Origin of the sequence: Pseudidiomarina mangrovi (assembly GCF_003999375.1) — a bacterium.
In the GTDB taxonomy this organism is placed as follows: Bacteria; Pseudomonadota; Gammaproteobacteria; order Enterobacterales; family Alteromonadaceae; genus Pseudidiomarina; species Pseudidiomarina mangrovi.
Map to the genome: position 1 here is coordinate 180960 of NZ_RJLC01000010.1, position 18562 is coordinate 199521.

The following is an 18562-nucleotide window of genomic DNA, read 5'->3' on the forward strand; positions in this document are numbered from 1 at the left end:
GCGGATCATTTTTCTTATTTCACTGGAAACAACATCATGCAGTTACGTTATTTAGTAAGCGCCGCGGTGCTCGGCATTTGGTTGGTGGGTTGTGGTAATAACCAGAGCGATGCCGCTACCAGCGCAGTTAGCGCCGATGCCGACGCGTTGCAAGCGCATTTAGAATTTTTGGCAAGTGATGATCTAGAAGGCCGTGACACCGGCAGCCGTGGTCACGAAATCGCCTCGCTGTACATTGCCGCAGAGTTCAAAAAGTTAGGCTTACAACCGGCCGGCGACAACGGTAGCTATTTTCAACGGGTGAAATTTCGCAGCAGTACGTTGAAAGAGAACAGCGCTAGTTTTTCTGTGGTTAATGGTGATCAGACTTTTAGCTTGGCCTATCCAAAGGAATTTCTGACCGGCCCCAGTTCGTATTCAGAAACCGAATCGGTCACTGCGCCGTTAGTGTTTGTTGGCTATGGTTTAGTGTCAGAAGCCTTTGGCATTGACGATTACGCCGGTCTTGATGTCAGCGGTAAAATTGTGGTGAGTTTGACGGGTCGCCCAGAGTCGTTGCCAAGCGAAGAGGGTGCCCATTTAAACAGCAGCAAAAGTAAATTCGCTGCCGAGCGCGGTGCGGTTGGCATGATCACCTTGCATAGCCCTGAACGTGAAGAAGTGCGCCCGTATGAGGTTTCTATCATGTATCAGCGGGCGCCGAGCGTGCGCTGGTTAAACGCTGATGGCGAACCTAATCAAACCTATAAGAACTTTACCGCCTCTGCGTACGTGCATCATGAAGCGGCCGAGAAGCTGTTCGTCAATGCGCCGACCGCGTTGAGCGATATTTTTGCCCAAGCCAGCGCCGGTGAATCACCACGAGGCTTTGAATTGGGTCTCACTGCAACTCTTGGTAAAGAATCTGTGCACAGCGAGATTAGTAGCCCCAATGTGGCGGCTATATTACCCGGCAGTGATGCTGAGTTAGCTGACGAGTACGTGCTGTATACCGCCCACTCTGACCATATTGGCGTCACCAAAGACTTAAGCCAAGACGATCATATCAATAATGGCGCTATGGACAATGCCTCAGGCGTATCGGTGATGCTCGAAACCGCACGGATGTTCGTTGATGCCGGCAAGGCTCCGCGCCGGTCGATTTTATTCTTAGCGGTTACCGCCGAAGAGCGTGGCTTGTTGGGAGCGGATTATTTTGCCCATTATCCGACTGTACCGATGCACCAAATTGTCGGTAACGTAAACTTGGATATGCCGGTGTTGCTGTACGATTTTGCCGACGTGATTGCCTTTGGTTCAACTCACTCAACCATGGGTGATAGCGTGGCCAAAGCAGCTGGCCAGTTTGGTATTGCGCTGAGTGAGGACCCGATGCCAGAGCAGGCTATTTTTACCCGTTCTGATCACTATGCGTTCGTGAAAAAAGGTGTGCCCGCGGTATTCTTGATGACTGGCTTTACCGCCAAGAACGAGGACGAAAATGGTGGTGAAATTTGGGGTGAATTCTTTGCCAAACATTATCATCGGCCCAGTGACAGCACCGACTTACCGATCAATTACCAAGCCGGTGTGACCTTTACCAATATCAACTATGCTATTGGTCAAGAAATTGCCAACGCAGACGAGCGTCCACGTTGGCTAGCTGAAAGCTTTTTCGGCAAGCTCGACTAAATCGGCGAGCCAGGCGGCAGGGCCGGTGCAGCGTGCAACGGCCACTGCTGATGCTGCCACAACAGCGCCAGTGCGTGCAGGGCAAAATCGCGATGGGCACTCGCGGGAGCCTGCTGCCAGGCCTGCTGTTGCTGCTGTAAGAATTGATACAGCGGGGCTTTCACCGACGCACTCAGTTGCGGTTGCAGGTACGTCTCCACCACCGCAGTCAAACTCTCAAAGGCTAAACGCACCTGCAGGCTATCGGCACTGGCGCGGTACGCTGGCTCAATACTCTGTTCAGTCACCGCGGCAAGTACTTGCGCAATACTTGGTATGGTGTTGTCGGTTTGGCGTTGCTGCGCCAAGCGTTCTAAACGCTGTGGTTGCAGTAATAACTGCAAACTAAAGCGTGCGCTGCTGGCCGCCATACTATCGGTATCGGCGAACAGCCCCGTCAAGCCTTTAAACAACTCACGGTCATTGCCATCTTCGCCGTAGGCAGGCGGTGTCAACAAGCGACTAATGCTGTCCGGCAAGCGCAATTTTTCCGCACTTAAGGTTTGACTCAACAACGCCAAAGCGCGCTGCTGTTGTGCCGCATTCACTGGCCGTAGTAGCGGTGCTGAACCATCGTTGATGGCATAATCATAGTGCACCCCGGCGAGCATTTTTACCGCCGCTTCTACTTGATAGCGATGCAACAGATACATCGGTACCAGCACTTGCTGCAGTCGGCTTACCGGTTGTTGTGGCGCCAGATTAGCCAGGCCGAAGTTACTCAACACATGCTGCCGTACCGCAAGAATACGCTCGAGTTCGGTGACTGCATCGCTGCCGTTATCCCACAAGTGAGCGTCGGGATGACCGCCACCGCTAGCGCGGGCGTCGGCATCAGAGATAAAACTCAGCCCGAGTTGCTTATTTTGCGCCAGTACAGTGTTGGGGTCCGCGCTACCATACCCGTAAGCGACCACTTGCTTATCCCACAGACCGAGACCTTCGGCATAGGCATCGGCCAAACGCACGCCATCACCGTTGAGGTTTAAGCTTACCAGTGGATGTGGATAGTCCATCACCGAGGCGCGGTCATTGCTGCTGGCGGCGAAATTATGGGCAATGCCGAGGGTATGACCGATTTCATGTGCCGAAAGCTGACGAATGCGCGCCAGTGCCATAGCCTCAATATCATCCAGTAGCTGCTGCTGTTCGCTGCTACTCAGATCGGCTTGATATGGGGCTAACAACCCTTGAGCAATTAGCATGTCTTGCCGTACCCGCAACGAACCTAAGGTAACATGACCTTTGAGGATTTCACCGCTGCGGGGGTCAATAATGGAGGCTCCGTAGGACCAGCCGCGGGTGGCACGATGCACCCACTGAATGACGTTGTAACGCACGTCCATGGGGTCAGCTTCAGGTGGTAATTCGCGTACTTGAAAGCCATCGGGGTAACCAATGGCGGCGAATGCTTGTGCCCACCACTGACCACCTTCAAGCAGAGCGCTGCGAACCGGCTCAGGCACACCTGGGTCGAGGTAATAAACAATCGGTTCAGAGCCGTCAAAACGATGCCGCGGAATCACTTGCACGCGCATGGATTGCCCCAGTGGTGCGGCATAATCAAGATATTGCTCGGCCCAAAAGCCACTTTGCGGGTGAAAGGCGCGGGTTTGATAGCCGTCGTCGGGTAAACGAATAAACGAGTGGTGCAAGTGCAAGGTGAGATGGTCGGCATCAGCGGCGACGCTACGCACATAGCTGCCGGTTCCTGAACCTGAGAAAGTTACCTTGGCTTCTAATTCGGTATTATCAACAAAGGCTTTACTGCGCGGCGGATAAATTACCGAGCGCTCAGGCGCCAATTTGTAGTTACCTTGCTTGGTTTGTGTCAAACGCGCAACCACCCCATGGGTATCGCTGAGTAAAAACGGCGTGTAATCAATCAGTACACTGTCAGCATTGCTAGCAACTACGCTAAAACCGGCAATCACCGAGGCCGCGAAGGCTTCCTCGATACTGGCGCGTTCGGCGGCATTATCACTGTTAGCGCGAAATTGGGTGTTATGCTGCAGTAGCAACACTTTGTCACCTTGGTGATAAAAACTCGCCAGCCGTGTGGCGCCCAGTTGACCGCGATCAAGACCGATATCGTTAGAGCCTAAACCCCAGGGTAAGCTGGTTTGAAAGATAAACTGAGCATTGTTGCGCGGCACTTGCAGGTAGAACTTACCCTGCTCGGCGGCATGATAAAAATCGAAGAAGCCTTGCTGATGCTGCATTTGCGCAGTAAATTCAGCAATAGCATCAGGCTGTTCTTGCGCCGTGGCCCAGTGGCTATAACTCAGCACCGCAACAGCCATCAGCCAATACGCGATAATGCGTGATTTCATAACTTCACATCCGTTTTAAGAAGGTTGGACATTTGATGAGCGATTCGCATCGCCAAGCCAAACAAAACACTAGCACAGCTGCGCTGGGCATTGAATCTTTTGCGTTAGATACGCGCTTAGCTGCGGACAGTTGCTGGCTGATGGAATTACAGGGTAACGATGTACTGCTGTTTGATGAGCAGCGTTATGATTGGCTGGTGGTGGTGCCACGGGTGGTTGGCGCGGTTGAGCTGATTGATTTGACCGTAGTGCAACAGCAGCAGTTGGCCAGCACGGTGCAGCATGTAGCGTCGCGATTACGTCAGCATGGCCGCGGGCATAAGCTGAATATTGGCGCGCTCGGTAATGTGGTGCGGCAACTGCATGTGCACGTAGTGTTACGTGCTGAGGGCGATGCGGCATGGCCAGCACCGGTGTGGGGCCACTCGCCACGGCAGCCGATGGCTGCGGCGCAGCGCGAGGCGGCCATTGCGCGCTGGCGTGAACTATTGCAGTTGGGCTAACTCTGCGCGTAGTTGCGCACACCAATCAGCGATGCGTTGATCGCTTAACTCGTACTGACTATCTTCATCAAGCGCTAAGCCGACAAAGAATTGGCGGTCTTCGGTGAGCGCTTTCGAGGCGGCGAAATCGTAACCTTGATTGGGCCAAAAGCCGATACGAATGCAGTTGCGGGTGCCGCTGTGGCTCGCCAGTTCGTCGTGCAGCATGCCGAGCGCATCTTGAAACCAATCGGTATAGCCAACTTGGTCGCCCATGCCATATAAAGCCACAATTTTAGTGCCCAACTGTAAGCTACTGATGTCGCTCCAATGGCTCTCCCAATCTTCTTGGATCTCGCCAAAGTCCCAGGTCGATAGGCCAAAAATGATCACCTCATAGTCTTCACTGGCAGCTAATGGCACATCTTTGATGTTGTGCAGCTCAACCACGCCCGGGGCGAATTGGGCTTGGATTTTTTCTGCGGCAATTTCGCTGTAACAGGTTGTAGAGCCATAAAATAGGCCAATGCGTTGTGTCATACTTAAGCAACCTCTTTTTGCTGGCGCAAGTGTATCAGAAAGTGCCATAAATGTAGTATGCTATGCGCCACATTTTGGCAGCCCCAGCGGGCAAAAATAGCAAGGATCACCATGGTCAATTCAGCCTTTAATGACTACGTAGCAGCGCTCGAAGCGGTTTTTGACGCCACTGTGTTGAACGGTAACGATGACCAACTGTTTGCCAGTGGCTATTTACGTGGTCATGTTGATTTGGTGGTGGCGCAGCTTGAGCTCAATGCGCAAGCCGATGCTGCCGCGGTGATGCCAGCGGTCATGGCCTCGGTAGAGGCTGCCCGGCATGAGCTCAGCCCCGCTGATTTTCAACACATTCAAGATTTTCTGGCCCAGCTAGCGGCGGTTAAGCATCCCTAAGACGCTGCGGTTGTAGGCGTTGCCGCAGCCCTGCTCGCAACGGTAACGGCTGCTGAGCTAACTCGGCGGCAATCACTTCAGCTACTAATGGCGCACTGGTAAAGCCGCGTGAGCCTAACCCAGCAATGGCCCACAATTGTTCACTAATACGACCTACCACTGGCATATGATCACGACTGGTATTGCGAAGTGATGCCCGAGAGCTGGTGAGGTTGAGTTGCTGCGTCCAGGGCAACTGCCGCAGGTTGTCGGCAATAGTTGCCAAGTTTTCGGCATCATCAGTCGCTTTAACTTGGTTGGCGTCAGCGGGCACAAATTGTCGTGCGTAGGTCGCCCCCAGGCAATGCTGGCCCTGTTGTGCCGGGGTAAAGTAACCCTTGTAGCAAATCACCGATGGGCAGTGCGCTGAGGTGGTATTCGCTGCGACGTAACTAACTTGGCCACGAACGTTTTGCAGGCGAATGCCATATGGCGCGAGTAATTCGGTCATCGAGCCACCGCCTGCCAGCAACAGGGTTGTGCAGTCATGGCGGCTACCATCGCTTAGCTTGAGCTGCCAACCATCAGCTCGGCGCTGCAGTGCGGTGACTGTGGCGTTGTGTATGGTCACCCGGTGTAATAAGCGCTGCACCATTTGCGCCGCCGGTAACCAACCACCACTGGGGTAATATAAGCTCTCCAAGGGCGGTAATTGCTGCCAATGCGCCTGCGTTTGCGCGGCGCTAAAGTACTGCACGGTCTCGCTACTGTAATGCCCAGGCGCCATGCTGCCAGCAATTTTGGCTTGGCGCTGCTGGCGCTCGTCATTGAAAGCAAGTTGCAGAACGCCGACGGGGTGCCACAGATCGGGTGCATAACAACGGTAAAACTGCTGCGCATAAGCAAAAGCCGCTAAGAAAAATTCGCTGATGGGGCTGAGCTCGCCTTGTAGCAGCGGATAGACCGCTGCTTGGGCATTACCCGAGGCGCCATCAGCGATACCGCTACTAAGTACGGTTACGCTAATGCCTTGGCGTTGCAGCGCAACCGCCGCACAGGCTGCGGCAATACCCGCACCGACGATAGTGACCGTGCTCGGCACTGCCACGGCTGCTTGGGCTGGGGCTGTGTGGATGTGGCCGGCCAGCATTTCGCGTTTATGCCGATAGCCTTTGTGTCGTTGCACGCTAAAACCCGCTTGTTGTAGGCCACGGCGCACAAAGCCAGCAGCAGTAAAGGTGGCAAAAGTACAATCGGCTGCGGCACTTTGCGCCATGGCGGTGAACAATTCGGGCTGCCACATGGCGGGGTTTTTGTCTGGGGCAAAACCGTCTAAATACCAGGCATTGACCCGACCACTGGCGCTTGGAAGCCATTCTGGTAACAATTCCAAGATATCGCCGAGCCATAAATCAACGACAATGCGGCCACCCTCGAGCAATATGCGTTGGCACCCCGGTGCAGCGGCTGGGTAGGCGGCTAGCAATTCCGCCGCTAGTTCGGCTAACTCGGGGAAGGCCTGTAAGGTGCGGGCTAAGTCGTCGCGTTGTAATGGGTGTTTTTCAAAACTGATGTAATGCAGGCGCAGGTCTGGATGGCCCTGCTGGCGCAGCAGTTGCCAGCTGGCGAGCAAGTTCAACCCACTACCAAAGCCACTCTCGGCAATCACAAAAGGTTGCGTTGGGTACTGCTGCCAGCGTGTGCTAAGATCGTTTTGCTGTAAAAACACGTATCGGCTTTCGGCTAAGCCATCAGCGTTAGCGAAATAGATATCATCGAATTCAGTGGCCACTGGTAAGCCATGCGCATTAAATGTGACCGTTGCAGGGGTAGGCTTTTTCACAGCAGACATCTCATTGGCAGTTGCGAAGTATGATGCGCAATAGTGTAACAATTTTTTGTTAAAAAGCTTGAAAGCAGACCACTTTTTTACCGATCTGGGCTACCATACAGCAGCGCTCAGTAAGACAGGAACCTAGCATGAGAAGAGCAGTGATTACCGGTATGGGCATTGTGTCCAGTATCGGCGTGAACAAACAAGAGGTGTTGGAATCGCTTCAACAAGGGCGTTCGGGCATCGAGTTTTCTCAAGAATTTGCCGATATGGGGCTGCGCTGTCAAGTGTGGGGCCCTGTTCGTATCAACCCCGAAGAACATATCGATCGTAAAGCCTTGCGCTTTATGGGGAGTGCTGCAGCATACGCTTACTTGGCGATGGCCCAGGCCATTGAAGATGCTGGCCTGACCGACGAGCAAGTGTCAAATATTCGTACCGGCTTGGTGGTCGGCTCGGGTGGCGCTTCGGGTGAACACCAAGTTGCTGCTGCTGATACTTGCCGCGAAAAAGGCGTGAAGCGCGTTGGCCCATACATGGTGCCACGTTGTATGGCATCAACGACCTCTGCGTGTTTAGCCACACCGTTTCAAATCAAAGGGGTGAATTACTCCATCAGCTCAGCCTGTGCTACCTCAGCACACTGTATCGGTCACGCTATGGAATTGATTCAGTTGGGCAAGCAAGACCGCGTATTTGCTGGTGGCGGTGAAGAGCTGCATTGGACCTTAGGCATGGAATTCGATGCCATGGGCGCACTGAGCACCAAATATAACGATACCCCAAGCAAAGCCTCACGCACCTATGACGCCAACCGCGACGGCTTTGTGCCGGCCGGTGGTGGCGGTATTTTAGTGATTGAAGAGCTAGAAACTGCGTTGGCCCGTGGTGCGCATATCTACGCTGAAATCGTTGGTTACGGCGCTACCTCAGATGGTTACGACATGGTCGCGCCATCCGGTGAAGGGGCGATGCGCTGTATGCAAATGGCGCTATCAACCGTCGATACTCCGATTGATTATTTGAACACCCACGGCACCAGTACGCCGGTAGGTGATGTCAAAGAACTCGAAGCAGTGCGTGCGGTATTTGGTGATAAGCCACCGATGATCAGTGCTACCAAGGCCATGACCGGTCACGCCTTAGGGGCTGCAGGTGTGCATGAAGCTATCTTTAGTTTGCTGATGCTGCAACATGGCTTTGTCGCGCCATCGATTAACGTTGAAACCCTCGATGATGCAGCCGTGGGTATGAATGTGATCACCAAAATGACGCCTGCCGACTTAACCACCGTGATGTCGAACAGCTTCGGATTTGGCGGTACCAACGCCACCTTAGTGATGCGTAAGTTTAACGGTTAAGAAAGCGTTAAGCTGTCACAGAAATGCCATAAAAAGGGTGCGCTTAGGCGCACCTTTTTGTATGCTCAAGGCATCATTCATTCGACAACGTTGAGATAGTCTCTTCGCTATGCAGATATTGGTTGATGCGAATTTACCGCTGGCTGAAGAGCTCTGTCAGCTAGTCTGTGCCGAACGGCCGGTAACCATTAGCAGTTTTTCTGAGCGTCAGCCCAGTGCCGAGCAACTGGCAGTTGCTGAAGTTCTGTGGGTTCGCTCAGTGACTCGCGTTGATGCGGCGTTATTGCGCCACGCCCCCAACTTAAAGTGGGTAGCCACCGGCACTATCGGTACTGAGCACATTGACCAAGCCGCATTGGCCGCCGCTGGCGTGGCCTTTTCGCATACACCGGGGGTAAACGCCCAAGCAGTGGGCGATTATGTGTTGAGTGCGGTGGCTGCACTGAGTCTCGCTCACGGCGGTTTACCGCAAGGTGAAGTGGCCATTGTTGGAGCCGGACACACCGGTCGCGCTGCCGGAGCGCGGCTGGCAGCGCTGGGCTTAACGGTGCATTATTATGACCCACTGTTATCGGCGCAGCCAGCAGGTGACAGCGACATCACGCCGCACGCCGATTGGCAGCGCGTGCTGAACTCAGCGGTAATTAGTTGTCATGTGCCCTTAAGTCATGACGGCCCGCATGCCACCTATCATTTGTTTGACCAGCAACAACTGGCCCAATTGCGTCCCGATTGCTGGTTCATTAATGCCAGTCGTGGCGCGGTCGTCAGTGAGGCGGCGGTACGTCAAGCTATTGTGCGCGGGCAGCGGCTGCAGTGGGTATTTGATGTGTGGGAGTTTGAGCCACAAGTACCTGCTGATTTGCTGCCACATATTGCCTTGGCGACGGCACATATCGCTGGTCATAGTTTGGCTGGTAAAGTGGGAGCGAGCTGGCAGTTGGCTGAGCAATTGCGGCAGCGTTTGGGCAGTGAGGCACAACTTCCACCGTTAGCCGCGCTGTTGGCACGCTGGCAATTACCGCAGTACCACGGTGCTACAGAGCTAAAGCATTGGCGAGCACTGGCATCTGCGGTGCTGGCGCTTTATGATATACGACTCGACGATCGGCAGTTGCGCCAGCATGGGCTGACGCCTGCCGGTTTTGATGGGTTACGAAAAAATTATCACCCGCGCGTTGAATTGCTAAGCGCCGGTTTACCTCTTTTAGCGAATGGGAAGCAACATGTCTCGGCTTTATAATGTAGCGGTTTTGGGTGCCACAGGCTTGGTTGGTCAGCACATGATTGAACTGTTAGAACAGCGCAACTTTCCAGTTGGGACCTTATACCCGCTGGCGAGTAGCCGTTCGGCTGGGTCCACGGTGAACTTTGCCGAAAGTGAGTTAACCGTATTAGATGCCGATACGTTTGACTGGAGCCAGGTCGAGATTGCCTTCTTTTCTGCCGGTGGTGCTATTTCACGCATTTATGCTCCGCGGGCGGCGGATGCTGGGTGCATCGTCATCGACAACACCTCAGAATTTCGCTACCAAGATGACATCCCACTGGTGGTGCCTGAAGTGAATGCCCATGCGATTGCTGATTTCCGCAATCACAACATTATTGCCAACCCGAATTGTTCAACGATTCAAATGTTGGTGGCACTGAAGCCGATTCATGATGCGGTTGGCATTGAGCGGATCAACGTGGCCACCTATCAGTCGGTATCGGGTGCTGGTAAAGAAGCGATTGAAGAGTTAGCCAAGCAAACTGCAGCGCTGTTAAACGGTCGTGCGGTTGAAGTGGAAACCTTTAGTCGACAAATCGCCTTTAACTGCATTCCGCAAATTGATGTATTTATGGATAACGACTACACCAAAGAAGAAATGAAAATGGTGTGGGAAACGCAAAAAATCATGGGTGACAGCAGCATTCGTGTGAATGCCACTGCGGTTCGCGTCCCGGTATTTTTCGGTCATGCTGAAGCGGTACACATCGAAACCCAGCAGCCACTTGATGCGGTACAAGCCAAGGAATTACTGCGCAACGCAGCCGGTGTGGTATTACTTGATAGTAATGCTGATTTTCCGACCCAAGTGGGCAATGCTGCTGGTCGTGATGAAGTTTTCGTTGGTCGCGTTCGTAATGATATTTCGCACCCACACGGCTTAAACTTGTGGGTTGTCGCCGACAACGTTCGTAAAGGCGCCGCGACCAATAGTATTCAGATTGCTGAACATTTAATTCGCGACTATATTTAAGTGATTGATTTTCGTATAGGCTTGTCGATAGAACGATAACAACAGGATATTACCAATGACACGGAAACTCTCCATCAGTGCAGTAGCACTTCTGGTTGGCTTGGCCAGCGCCTTCGCTGTGCCTGCGCATACCAAGGTCGCGCCTGCGGGAGCGCATACAGTCGTATGGCAAGCACTGGCCTGGCAGGCGCAACAGGTTTCACGCTGGCAGGTAGACCGTTTCGGTCCAATTGTTGCCAGTGACACCATGTGGACCATTGCCAGCTACTACGGTCGTCAGGCTGGCGTCAGCGTGTACGAGATGATGGATGCAATTGTCGCCGCCAACCCGCGCGTGTTTATTGATAATCGCCCAGACCGCATGATGGATGGCTACTACTTGGTGATCCCTGCGGTGGGCAAGTTAGCGTCCACGCCAACCGAACAACCACAGCAACCTGATGAGCAGGTTGAGCAGCTAAAAAGCACTGATACAGTGCAATTTAAAGCCGAAGAACTGCGTGACTTGCGCGATCGACTGGCCGGGTCTATTGGCATGATTGAAGCGTTGCAAAGCGAAAATGCAGCGCTGCAATCACGCTTGAACGATGTTACCGCCGAGCTCGAAGCGTTGAAAGTGCAGTTGGCAGAAGACCGTGCTATCGACCAAGAAATTGATGCCATTGCCGGTGAGTTAGCCACGCAAGTGCCAGGTGTTGAGGGTAACCAAGAGACCATCGAGCAAACCGGTGTGTTGCAACCGCAACAACCGCAAACTGAACAACCAGTGGTTGAGCAGCCGGTGGTCGAACAAGCAGTGGTTGAGCAACCAGCTGAGCCGGTCGCTAAAGCGCCAACACAAACTGCTAAATCAAGTAATACACAGCGCAGCACCCCAGACTTTCTCGATTGGGTGTTGCAGCCACCGCAACTTTACGTAGTGATTGCGGTGCCGGTATTGTTGTTATTGATTCTGATGTATATGGCCTATGTTCGTCGTATCAAACGAGAATTTGAGCAACAAACTGAAGCGCCAGAGGATAGCGCTGATAGCCCTGCCGATGACGGCATCGATGCTGGCACTGATGATGTCAATGACGAGTCCAAGGCTGATGACAGCGCTGAACCGCATCAGCCATCCAGTCGCAGTTCTGAAGATGCCGATAGCATTGATGCGAATGCCGTGGTCACTGGGTTAGCCGCGGTCACTGGCGCTGCGGTCGTGGTAGACACCATGGCCAGCGAGCAAGAGTATGAGCTTGATAACGGCAATGATGAAACGCTAGCGACAGCAGATACTAACGCGAATGATGTTGCGATCAACTCGGATTACAATGACGACGAACTCGCTGCGATGTTCGGCGAATTAGATGCCAACAGTGGCGATGAACAGAGCGCAGAAGCAGCAACCGATGACACTATCGGCGCTGAGCAAGAATTCGATCTGAGTGAGTTTGAAGTATCCAGTGATGATCCATTATTGGCTGCCGATGACGAATTTTACCTAGGTGATGATGATATCACCGGCAACGAAAGCGAAGCCGGCACCGAAGCCGCGATAGAAAGCAGCGATGCGGCGGTTACTGGGCTTGAAGATGACGATGACTTTGCGCGGCTGTTAGCCAGCTTAGAAGCACCAGCTGATGGCGATAGCCGGGTTGAAGACGAGCGTCAGCCACCGGTAGCTAAACGTGAGCCGAAACTGGCCGACGATAGTTTGAGTAGCTGGTCGCTAGCCGATGAAAACATCGAACAATCTGACGGTTATGTGTCGATTGATAGTCTGCTGAACGAGGCCGATAGTGCCGAGCAAACTAGCGATGATGAGCAACCTGACTTTGATAGCAGTAGCTACGACGAGAGTAAAACCCCTGCGGCCATGCTTGATTTAGCGCAAGCCTATATCGATATGGGTGAATTAGATGATGCGCGGGCTTTACTCAAACGTATCATTGGTTGCGATGACGCCGATGCTGATCGCGAAGCCGCATTATTATTACAGCAATTGGATAGCCAGAGCGGTCGATGAGTCTGACACGAATTGCGCTGGGCATTGAATACGATGGCAGCGCCTTTTATGGTTGGCAACGGCAACGTGAAGTCACCACTGTGCAACAGGTGTTGGAACAGGCGCTCGCTAAAATAGCTGCGCACCCAGTGCAGCTAACCTGTGCTGGGCGCACCGACGCGGGTGTGCATGCTACTGGGCAGGTGGTGCATTTCGATAGTGAGCAGCCGCGTAACCTTGCGGCCTGGACTATGGGCGTGAATAGCAACCTACCGCACAGTGTGGCGGTGCGTTGGGCGCATTATGTAGCGCCTGACTTCAATGCCCGCTTCAGTGCCGTTGGGCGGCGTTACCGTTATATCATTGCCAATAGCGCTATGCGCCCAGCTATTTTAGGCCTTGGTGTGAGTCATTATCATCAGTCGTTGGATACCGAGGCGATGCATCAGGCAGCGCAAGCGTTGTTGGGCGAACATGATTTTAGTGCCTTTCGTGCTGCGCAATGCCAATCTCATTCACCCAATCGTTGTTTGACCGAAATCTCGGTGCGTCGCCATGGCGATTTTATCGTCATTGAGGTGGCGGCTAACGCCTTCTTGCATCATATGGTGCGCAACATTGTTGGTAGTTTACTAGAGGTCGGAAAAGGCCTGCAGTCGCAATCATGGCTGGCAGAGTTGTTGGCAAGCCGTGATCGCACCTTAGCTGCGGCTACGGCGAAGCCGCATGGGTTGTATTTAGTCGAGGTGGATTATCCGCCGCAGTGGGGTCTACCGAAAACCTCATTAGGGCCGCTTTGGCTTGGCTGTTAAGACCAGTTTTTACTGCGCAGTGAGCGCTATTTGTGCTTTAATATCAGCCTGAGCTGTCAGGAGAGTGATGTATAAACTATGAGCTGGATTGAGCGTATTCTGTCAAAACCGACCAGTAACAAACGTCGGAATATTCCTGAAGGTGTATGGGCCAAGTGTAGCGCTTGTGATGCCATCCTCTACAATGCTGATTTAGAGCGTTCGCTGGGCGTGTGCCCGAAATGCGACCATCATATGCGTTTATCAGCGCGGCGCCGGCTTGAAAGTTTCCTTGATTCCGGCAGCGGCGTTGAAATTGGCGCTGAACTTGAACCAAAAGATGTCTTAAAGTTTAAAGATTCGAAGAAATATAAGGACCGCCTGTTAGCGGCACAAAAGGCAACTGGCGAAAAAGATGCGCTGGTGGTAGAAAAGGGCACCCTAAAGGGTATGCCGGTAGTTGTTGCCGCTTTCGAATTTGAATTTATGGGCGGCTCGATGGCCTCCGTAGTCGGTGCTCGCTTTGTTAAAGCCGCAGAATTATGTTTGCAAGAAAAAATCCCATTGATTTGTTTTTCGGCATCCGGCGGTGCGCGTATGCAAGAAGCCTTGATGTCATTGATGCAAATGGCGAAAACGTCAGCAGCTTTGGCGCGCTTGAGTGAAGAGGGTATTCCGTACATTTCGGTGTTGACCGACCCGACTATGGGTGGCGTATCAGCATCATTGGCTATGCTCGGTGATATCAACGTGGCTGAACCAAAAGCACTGATTGGTTTTGCAGGGCCGCGAGTTATTGAACAAACCGTTCGCGAAACCTTACCAGAAGGCTTTCAACGCGCCGAGTTCCTGCTCGATCATGGTGCTGTTGATATGATTATCGACCGCCGTCAAATGCGCAATCGCTTAGCTGCTGTATTGGCTAAGTTTCAACATCATCCGGCGCTTGCTGACGAATATTAATGCCGACATCGATCACGCCTCCTCACGCCACAGCCGGGCTTCATGCCTGGCTGAGTTATCTTGAACAATTGCATCCGTTAGCCATTGATATGGGCCTCGAGCGCGTTCGTGCGGTCGCTGAACGAATGCAGTTGTTACACCCGCAGGCGCAGGTGATAAGTGTTGCTGGTACCAATGGTAAAGGCTCTACAGTGCGTTATCTGGAGACCATACTGGCAGCTGCTGGCTACCAAACCGGTGCTTATATCTCGCCGCACTTACAGCATTACAATGAGCGTGTGCGTATCAACCGTCAGCTGCTGAGCGATGCTGAGCATGTCGCTGCATTTGTAGCGGTGGAGCAAGCCCGCGGCGATATTTCGCTGAGTTATTTTGAGTTTGGTACCCTCGCGGCACTGTGGTTGTTCCAGCGCCAACCGCTCGACGTGTTGGTGTTAGAGGTTGGTCTTGGCGGGCGCTTAGATGCGGTGAATATCATTGATTCCGATGTCGCGGTGTTAACCAGTGTGGGTATTGACCATGTTGGCTTTTTAGGGCCCGATCGCACCGGTATTGCGCGCGAAAAAGTGGGTATTTTCCGGCCCCATCGCCCAGCTATTTGTGGTGAGCCAGACATGCCAGCGGACGTAGTGGCCGAAGTACGTCAGCGCGGCGTTAAGTTGTTGCAGGTGGGTGAGCATTTCCATTATAGCCAGCAGGCAACCGAGTGGCGTTGGTGGAGCGAGACCGAGCAATTGTTGCAGTTGCCGCTACCGCAGTTACCGTTACCTAATGCCGCAACAGCTATTGCCGCTTTGCAAGCTTTGGCATTAGCGGTGCCGCAACAGGCGGTGCGCGATGGCTTACAACAGGCGCGCGAAGCCGGGCGGCTGCAACTGTTAGCGGGGCCACCGCAGCAGCTTCTCGATGTTGCTCACAATCCACATGCGGCGAGCTTTCTAGCTGAGCATATTCAGCGCCATTATCCGCAGCGACCGGTGTATGCGGTGATAGGTATGCTGCACGATAAAGATATCGCTGGCACCCTAGGCGCACTGGCTGGCGCCGTGTCACGCTGGTACTTTGCTGATTTGAATGGTCCGCGTGGGGCCAGCGCTGAGCAGTTGCTAACGGCACTGCGTCGTCATGGCAACTACGACCAACCGTGGCGTTGTTTCGCTTCGGTCAAAGCCGCCCATAAAGCCGCCTGTACTGATGCTTTACAACAATCAAACCAGCAGCCGCTGGTATTGGTGTGCGGCTCGTTCTACACTGTTGGACAAATCCCTTTAGCACTCTAAGGTAGCCCGTTTATGTCGTCACAAGTGCAAAATCGCATCGTTGGCAGTGTTATTTTGATAGCTCTGGCGGTGATCATTTTACCGGAGTTACTTGATGGTAAGCCGGTACAGGAGCAACAGCAGTTTGAAACTATTCCGCTGCAGCCCGACGTTGACGTGGTGGAACTTGAAGTAAGCGAAATGGACGATGATGCCTTTGTCGGCGTGCCGCAGTTACCAGAAACCATTGAACTTACCGGCGAGCAAGCGCAGCAACCACAGCAACCGCTGAGTAAGCAACAGCCATCGGCGCCGCAAAAAACTGACTTAAGCCAGCCGGGTTGGTCGGTGCAACTGGGGGCATTTCGTAATCAAGCCAGTGTCGATAACCTGGTCACCACGTTACAGCAAGCCGGTTACAGTGCTTATCGCGAGGCCGTGGTGGTGAATGGGCAAACGGTTCATAAGCTGTTGGTGGGGCCATTGCTGAGCCAAGAAGAGGCGCAAAAATTACTCCCAGCATTAAATAAAGCGACGCAACTTCAGGGTACTGTGGTGCGCTTTGAACCCTAACCAACGCGTGAATAGTCGTAGCCAAAATAACTGCTTTTCTGCTACACTGCGCGCGTTTTAAATCAAGCCAAGGAACTGCTCATGGTCTGGATTGATTATGCCATTATCATCGTCATCGCGCTGTCTACGCTGATCAGTCTGACTCGCGGATTTGTGCGCGAAGCCTTCTCGTTAGCGATCTGGATCGCAGCCTTTTTTGTTGCCAGCTGGTTTTATCAAGATTTAGCCGTGTACTTTACCGGGTTCGAAGATGCCATGGTGCGCAATGGCCTCGCCGCGGTATGTCTATTTGTGGTCACACTGATTGTTGGTTCACTGGTTAATTTTCTGCTCGGCAAGTTAGTAGAAGGCACCGGTTTAACCGGCACTGACCGGGTGTTAGGGCTAGTATTTGGCGCCGTTCGTGGCGTACTAATTGTCACCTTAGTGCTATTCATGATGGACTCCTTCACCGCTTTATCAAGCAGTGATTGGTGGCAGCAGTCGGTGTTGATCCCGCATTTTGCTGTATTTGTGCAGTGGTTTTTTGAGTATCTGGAGACCAGCTCAAGCTTTCTCCCCCAACAAGCGTAATAATGAGGTTGTAATTGCATGTGTGGACTCGTCGGAATTGTAGGTAAAGATCCAGTTAACCAGGCGCTTTACGATAGTCTCACGATGCTTCAGCATCGCGGTCAGGATGCCGCCGGGATCATGACGGTGCAAAACAACAATCTGCGTTTGCGCAAGGCTAATGGCTTAGTGCGCGACGTGTTTCATACCCGTCACATGATGCGGTTAGCTGGTCGTATTGGTATCGGCCATGTGCGTTACCCAACTGCGGGTAGCTCGAGCTCAGCCGAGGCACAACCGTTTTATGTCAACTCGCCTTATGGTATTGCCATGGCGCATAACGGTAACTTGACGAACGCGCATGAATTACAGCAGCAATTATTTCAAAAGGCCTTGCGCCACATCAACACCACCTCTGACTCCGAAGTGTTGCTGAACATTTTTGCTCACGAGCTATATCAACAGCAAAGTTTGACTCCAACTGCCGATGATATGTTCGCCACGGTAAGCCGTTTGCATCGGCAAATACGTGGTGCTTACGCGGTCGTCGCTATGATCATTGGACACGGTATGCTGGCATTTCGTGACCCTTGGGGTATTCGTCCTTTAGCCCTTGGGCAGCGCGAAACGCCAACCGGTATGGAGTACATTGTGGCATCTGAAAGCGTTGCTATCGATGGTGCTGGTTTTACCTATGTGCGTGATATTGAACCTGGTGAAGCAGTCTACATTACCGATGCTGGCGAGCTGTTTTCGCGCCAGTGTGCCGATAGTCCGCAGCATGTTCCGTGTATTTTTGAGTATGTTTATTTTGCTCGCCCTGATTCCTTCATTGATAAAATCTCAGTGTATGCTTCACGGGTGAATATGGGCCGTAAGCTGGGCGAAAAAGTGAAGCGCGATCATCCTGATTTGGATATCGATGTGATTATTCCTATTCCTGAAACCAGCTGTGATATTGCTTTAGAAATGGCCAATGTGTTGGGCATTCCGTACCGCCAAGGCTTCGTCAAAAATCGCTATATCGGCCGGACTTTTATCATGCCGGGGCAAACCCTGCGGCGCAAAGCGGTGCGGCGTAAATTGAACGCAATTAGCTCAGAATTTAAAGGCAAGAATGTGCTGTTGGTTGATGATTCAATTGTCCGTGGTACGACTTCTGAGCAAATCATCGAGATGGCCCGCGATGCTGGCGCCAAAAAAGTTTATTTTGCTTCAGCGGCACCGGAGATTCGTTTCCCCAACGTGTATGGCATTGATATGCCAAGTGCCAACGAATTGATTGCGCACGGTCGTGAAGTCGATGAGATTTGTGCCTTGATCAAAGCCGATGGCTTAATCTACCAAGATCTAGCCGATTTGATTGCTGCCGTTAGCCAAGAAAACCCGCAGATTAAGCGCTTTGAAACCTCGGTATTCAACGGTGAATATATCACCGGTGATATTAACCAAGGTTACCTCGATGCGTTAGATGCCTCGCGTAATGATCACGCTAAGCATCAACAAAGCAGCAGCGAGGATGCCAATCTCGAGCTGCACAACGAGAGCGACGAAGACTAACC

16 protein-coding genes are annotated in these 18562 nt (G+C 52.7%); 13 read left to right on the forward strand and 3 right to left on the reverse strand.

Annotated elements, in window-relative coordinates; all coding sequences use genetic code 11:
- Positions 1-36: 36 nt before the first annotated feature.
- Entirely contained in the window at positions 37-1671 is a 1635-nt protein-coding gene (locus EFO84_RS04000) for a M28 family metallopeptidase (protein WP_127346780.1), read from the forward strand.
- Here EFO84_RS04000 and EFO84_RS04005 read toward each other — a convergent pair.
- Entirely contained in the window at positions 1668-4043 is a 2376-nt protein-coding gene (locus tag EFO84_RS04005) for a zinc-dependent metalloprotease (RefSeq protein ID WP_127346781.1), read from the reverse strand. The two genes, EFO84_RS04000 and EFO84_RS04005, sit on opposite strands and share 4 nt — an antisense overlap.
- Positions 4044-4078: 35 nt before the next feature.
- Between EFO84_RS04005 and EFO84_RS04010 the strand changes: the two genes are divergently transcribed.
- The gene (locus EFO84_RS04010; protein WP_127346782.1) at positions 4079-4546 is read left to right on the forward strand and encodes an HIT family protein; all 468 of its coding nucleotides are present in this window, start codon (positions 4079-4081) and stop codon (positions 4544-4546) included.
- Here the strand turns inward: EFO84_RS04010 and fldB are convergent.
- The gene (gene fldB, locus EFO84_RS04015; protein ID WP_127346783.1) at positions 4529-5065 is read right to left on the reverse strand and encodes a flavodoxin FldB; all 537 of its coding nucleotides are present in this window, start codon (positions 5063-5065) and stop codon (positions 4529-4531) included. The two genes, EFO84_RS04010 and fldB, sit on opposite strands and share 18 nt — an antisense overlap.
- Before the next feature lie 111 nt (positions 5066-5176).
- On the opposite strand from fldB, the gene EFO84_RS04020 reads away from it, so the two are divergent.
- Positions 5177-5458 (forward strand): YfcL family protein, encoded by a 282-nt coding sequence (locus EFO84_RS04020; protein ID WP_127346784.1) that lies wholly within the window; start codon positions 5177-5179, stop codon positions 5456-5458.
- Here EFO84_RS04020 and mnmC read toward each other — a convergent pair.
- Entirely contained in the window at positions 5445-7280 is a 1836-nt protein-coding gene (gene mnmC / locus EFO84_RS04025; protein ID WP_164742371.1) for a bifunctional tRNA (5-methylaminomethyl-2-thiouridine)(34)-methyltransferase MnmC2/FAD-dependent 5-carboxymethylaminomethyl-2-thiouridine(34) oxidoreductase MnmC1, read from the reverse strand. The two genes, EFO84_RS04020 and mnmC, sit on opposite strands and share 14 nt — an antisense overlap.
- Before the next feature lie 137 nt (positions 7281-7417).
- Between mnmC and fabB the strand changes: the two genes are divergently transcribed.
- The 10 genes from fabB (at position 7418) to purF (ending at position 18560) form a co-directional block, all read left to right on the forward strand.
- Positions 7418-8632: a beta-ketoacyl-ACP synthase I gene (gene fabB / locus EFO84_RS04030; RefSeq protein ID WP_127346786.1), complete on the forward strand. Its 1215-nt coding sequence runs from the start codon at positions 7418-7420 to the stop codon at positions 8630-8632.
- Positions 8633-8741: 109 nt separating this feature from the next.
- Positions 8742-9875, forward strand: a complete 1134-nt coding sequence (locus EFO84_RS04035) for a 4-phosphoerythronate dehydrogenase (protein WP_127346787.1) — start codon at positions 8742-8744, stop codon at positions 9873-9875.
- A complete protein-coding gene (locus EFO84_RS04040; protein WP_127346788.1) occupies positions 9859-10875 on the forward strand; it encodes an aspartate-semialdehyde dehydrogenase in 1017 nt (338 codons plus the stop codon). Before EFO84_RS04035 ends, EFO84_RS04040 begins: the two co-directional genes overlap by 17 nt.
- Positions 10876-10930: 55 nt before the next feature.
- The gene (locus EFO84_RS04045; RefSeq protein WP_127346789.1) at positions 10931-12883 is read left to right on the forward strand and encodes a FimV/HubP family polar landmark protein; all 1953 of its coding nucleotides are present in this window, start codon (positions 10931-10933) and stop codon (positions 12881-12883) included.
- Positions 12880-13674, forward strand: a complete 795-nt coding sequence (gene truA / locus EFO84_RS04050; RefSeq protein ID WP_127346790.1) for a tRNA pseudouridine(38-40) synthase TruA — start codon at positions 12880-12882, stop codon at positions 13672-13674. Before EFO84_RS04045 ends, truA begins: the two co-directional genes overlap by 4 nt.
- A gap of 78 nt (positions 13675-13752) precedes the next feature.
- Positions 13753-14616, forward strand: a complete 864-nt coding sequence (gene accD, locus EFO84_RS04055; protein ID WP_127346791.1) for an acetyl-CoA carboxylase, carboxyltransferase subunit beta — start codon at positions 13753-13755, stop codon at positions 14614-14616.
- Positions 14616-15896 (forward strand): bifunctional tetrahydrofolate synthase/dihydrofolate synthase, encoded by a 1281-nt coding sequence (folC, locus tag EFO84_RS04060; protein ID WP_127346792.1) that lies wholly within the window; start codon positions 14616-14618, stop codon positions 15894-15896. Before accD ends, folC begins: the two co-directional genes overlap by 1 nt.
- A 12-nt stretch (positions 15897-15908) precedes the next feature.
- A complete protein-coding gene (locus EFO84_RS04065) occupies positions 15909-16448 on the forward strand; it encodes an SPOR domain-containing protein (RefSeq protein WP_127346793.1) in 540 nt (179 codons plus the stop codon).
- Between the two features lie 81 nt (positions 16449-16529).
- On the forward strand, positions 16530-17021 hold the full coding sequence (locus EFO84_RS04070; RefSeq protein WP_127346794.1) for a CvpA family protein: 492 nt from the start codon (positions 16530-16532) through the stop codon (positions 17019-17021).
- 18 nt (positions 17022-17039) lie between these two features.
- Positions 17040-18560 (forward strand): amidophosphoribosyltransferase, encoded by a 1521-nt coding sequence (gene purF / locus EFO84_RS04075; RefSeq protein WP_127346795.1) that lies wholly within the window; start codon positions 17040-17042, stop codon positions 18558-18560.
- Positions 18561-18562 lie beyond the last annotated feature (2 nt).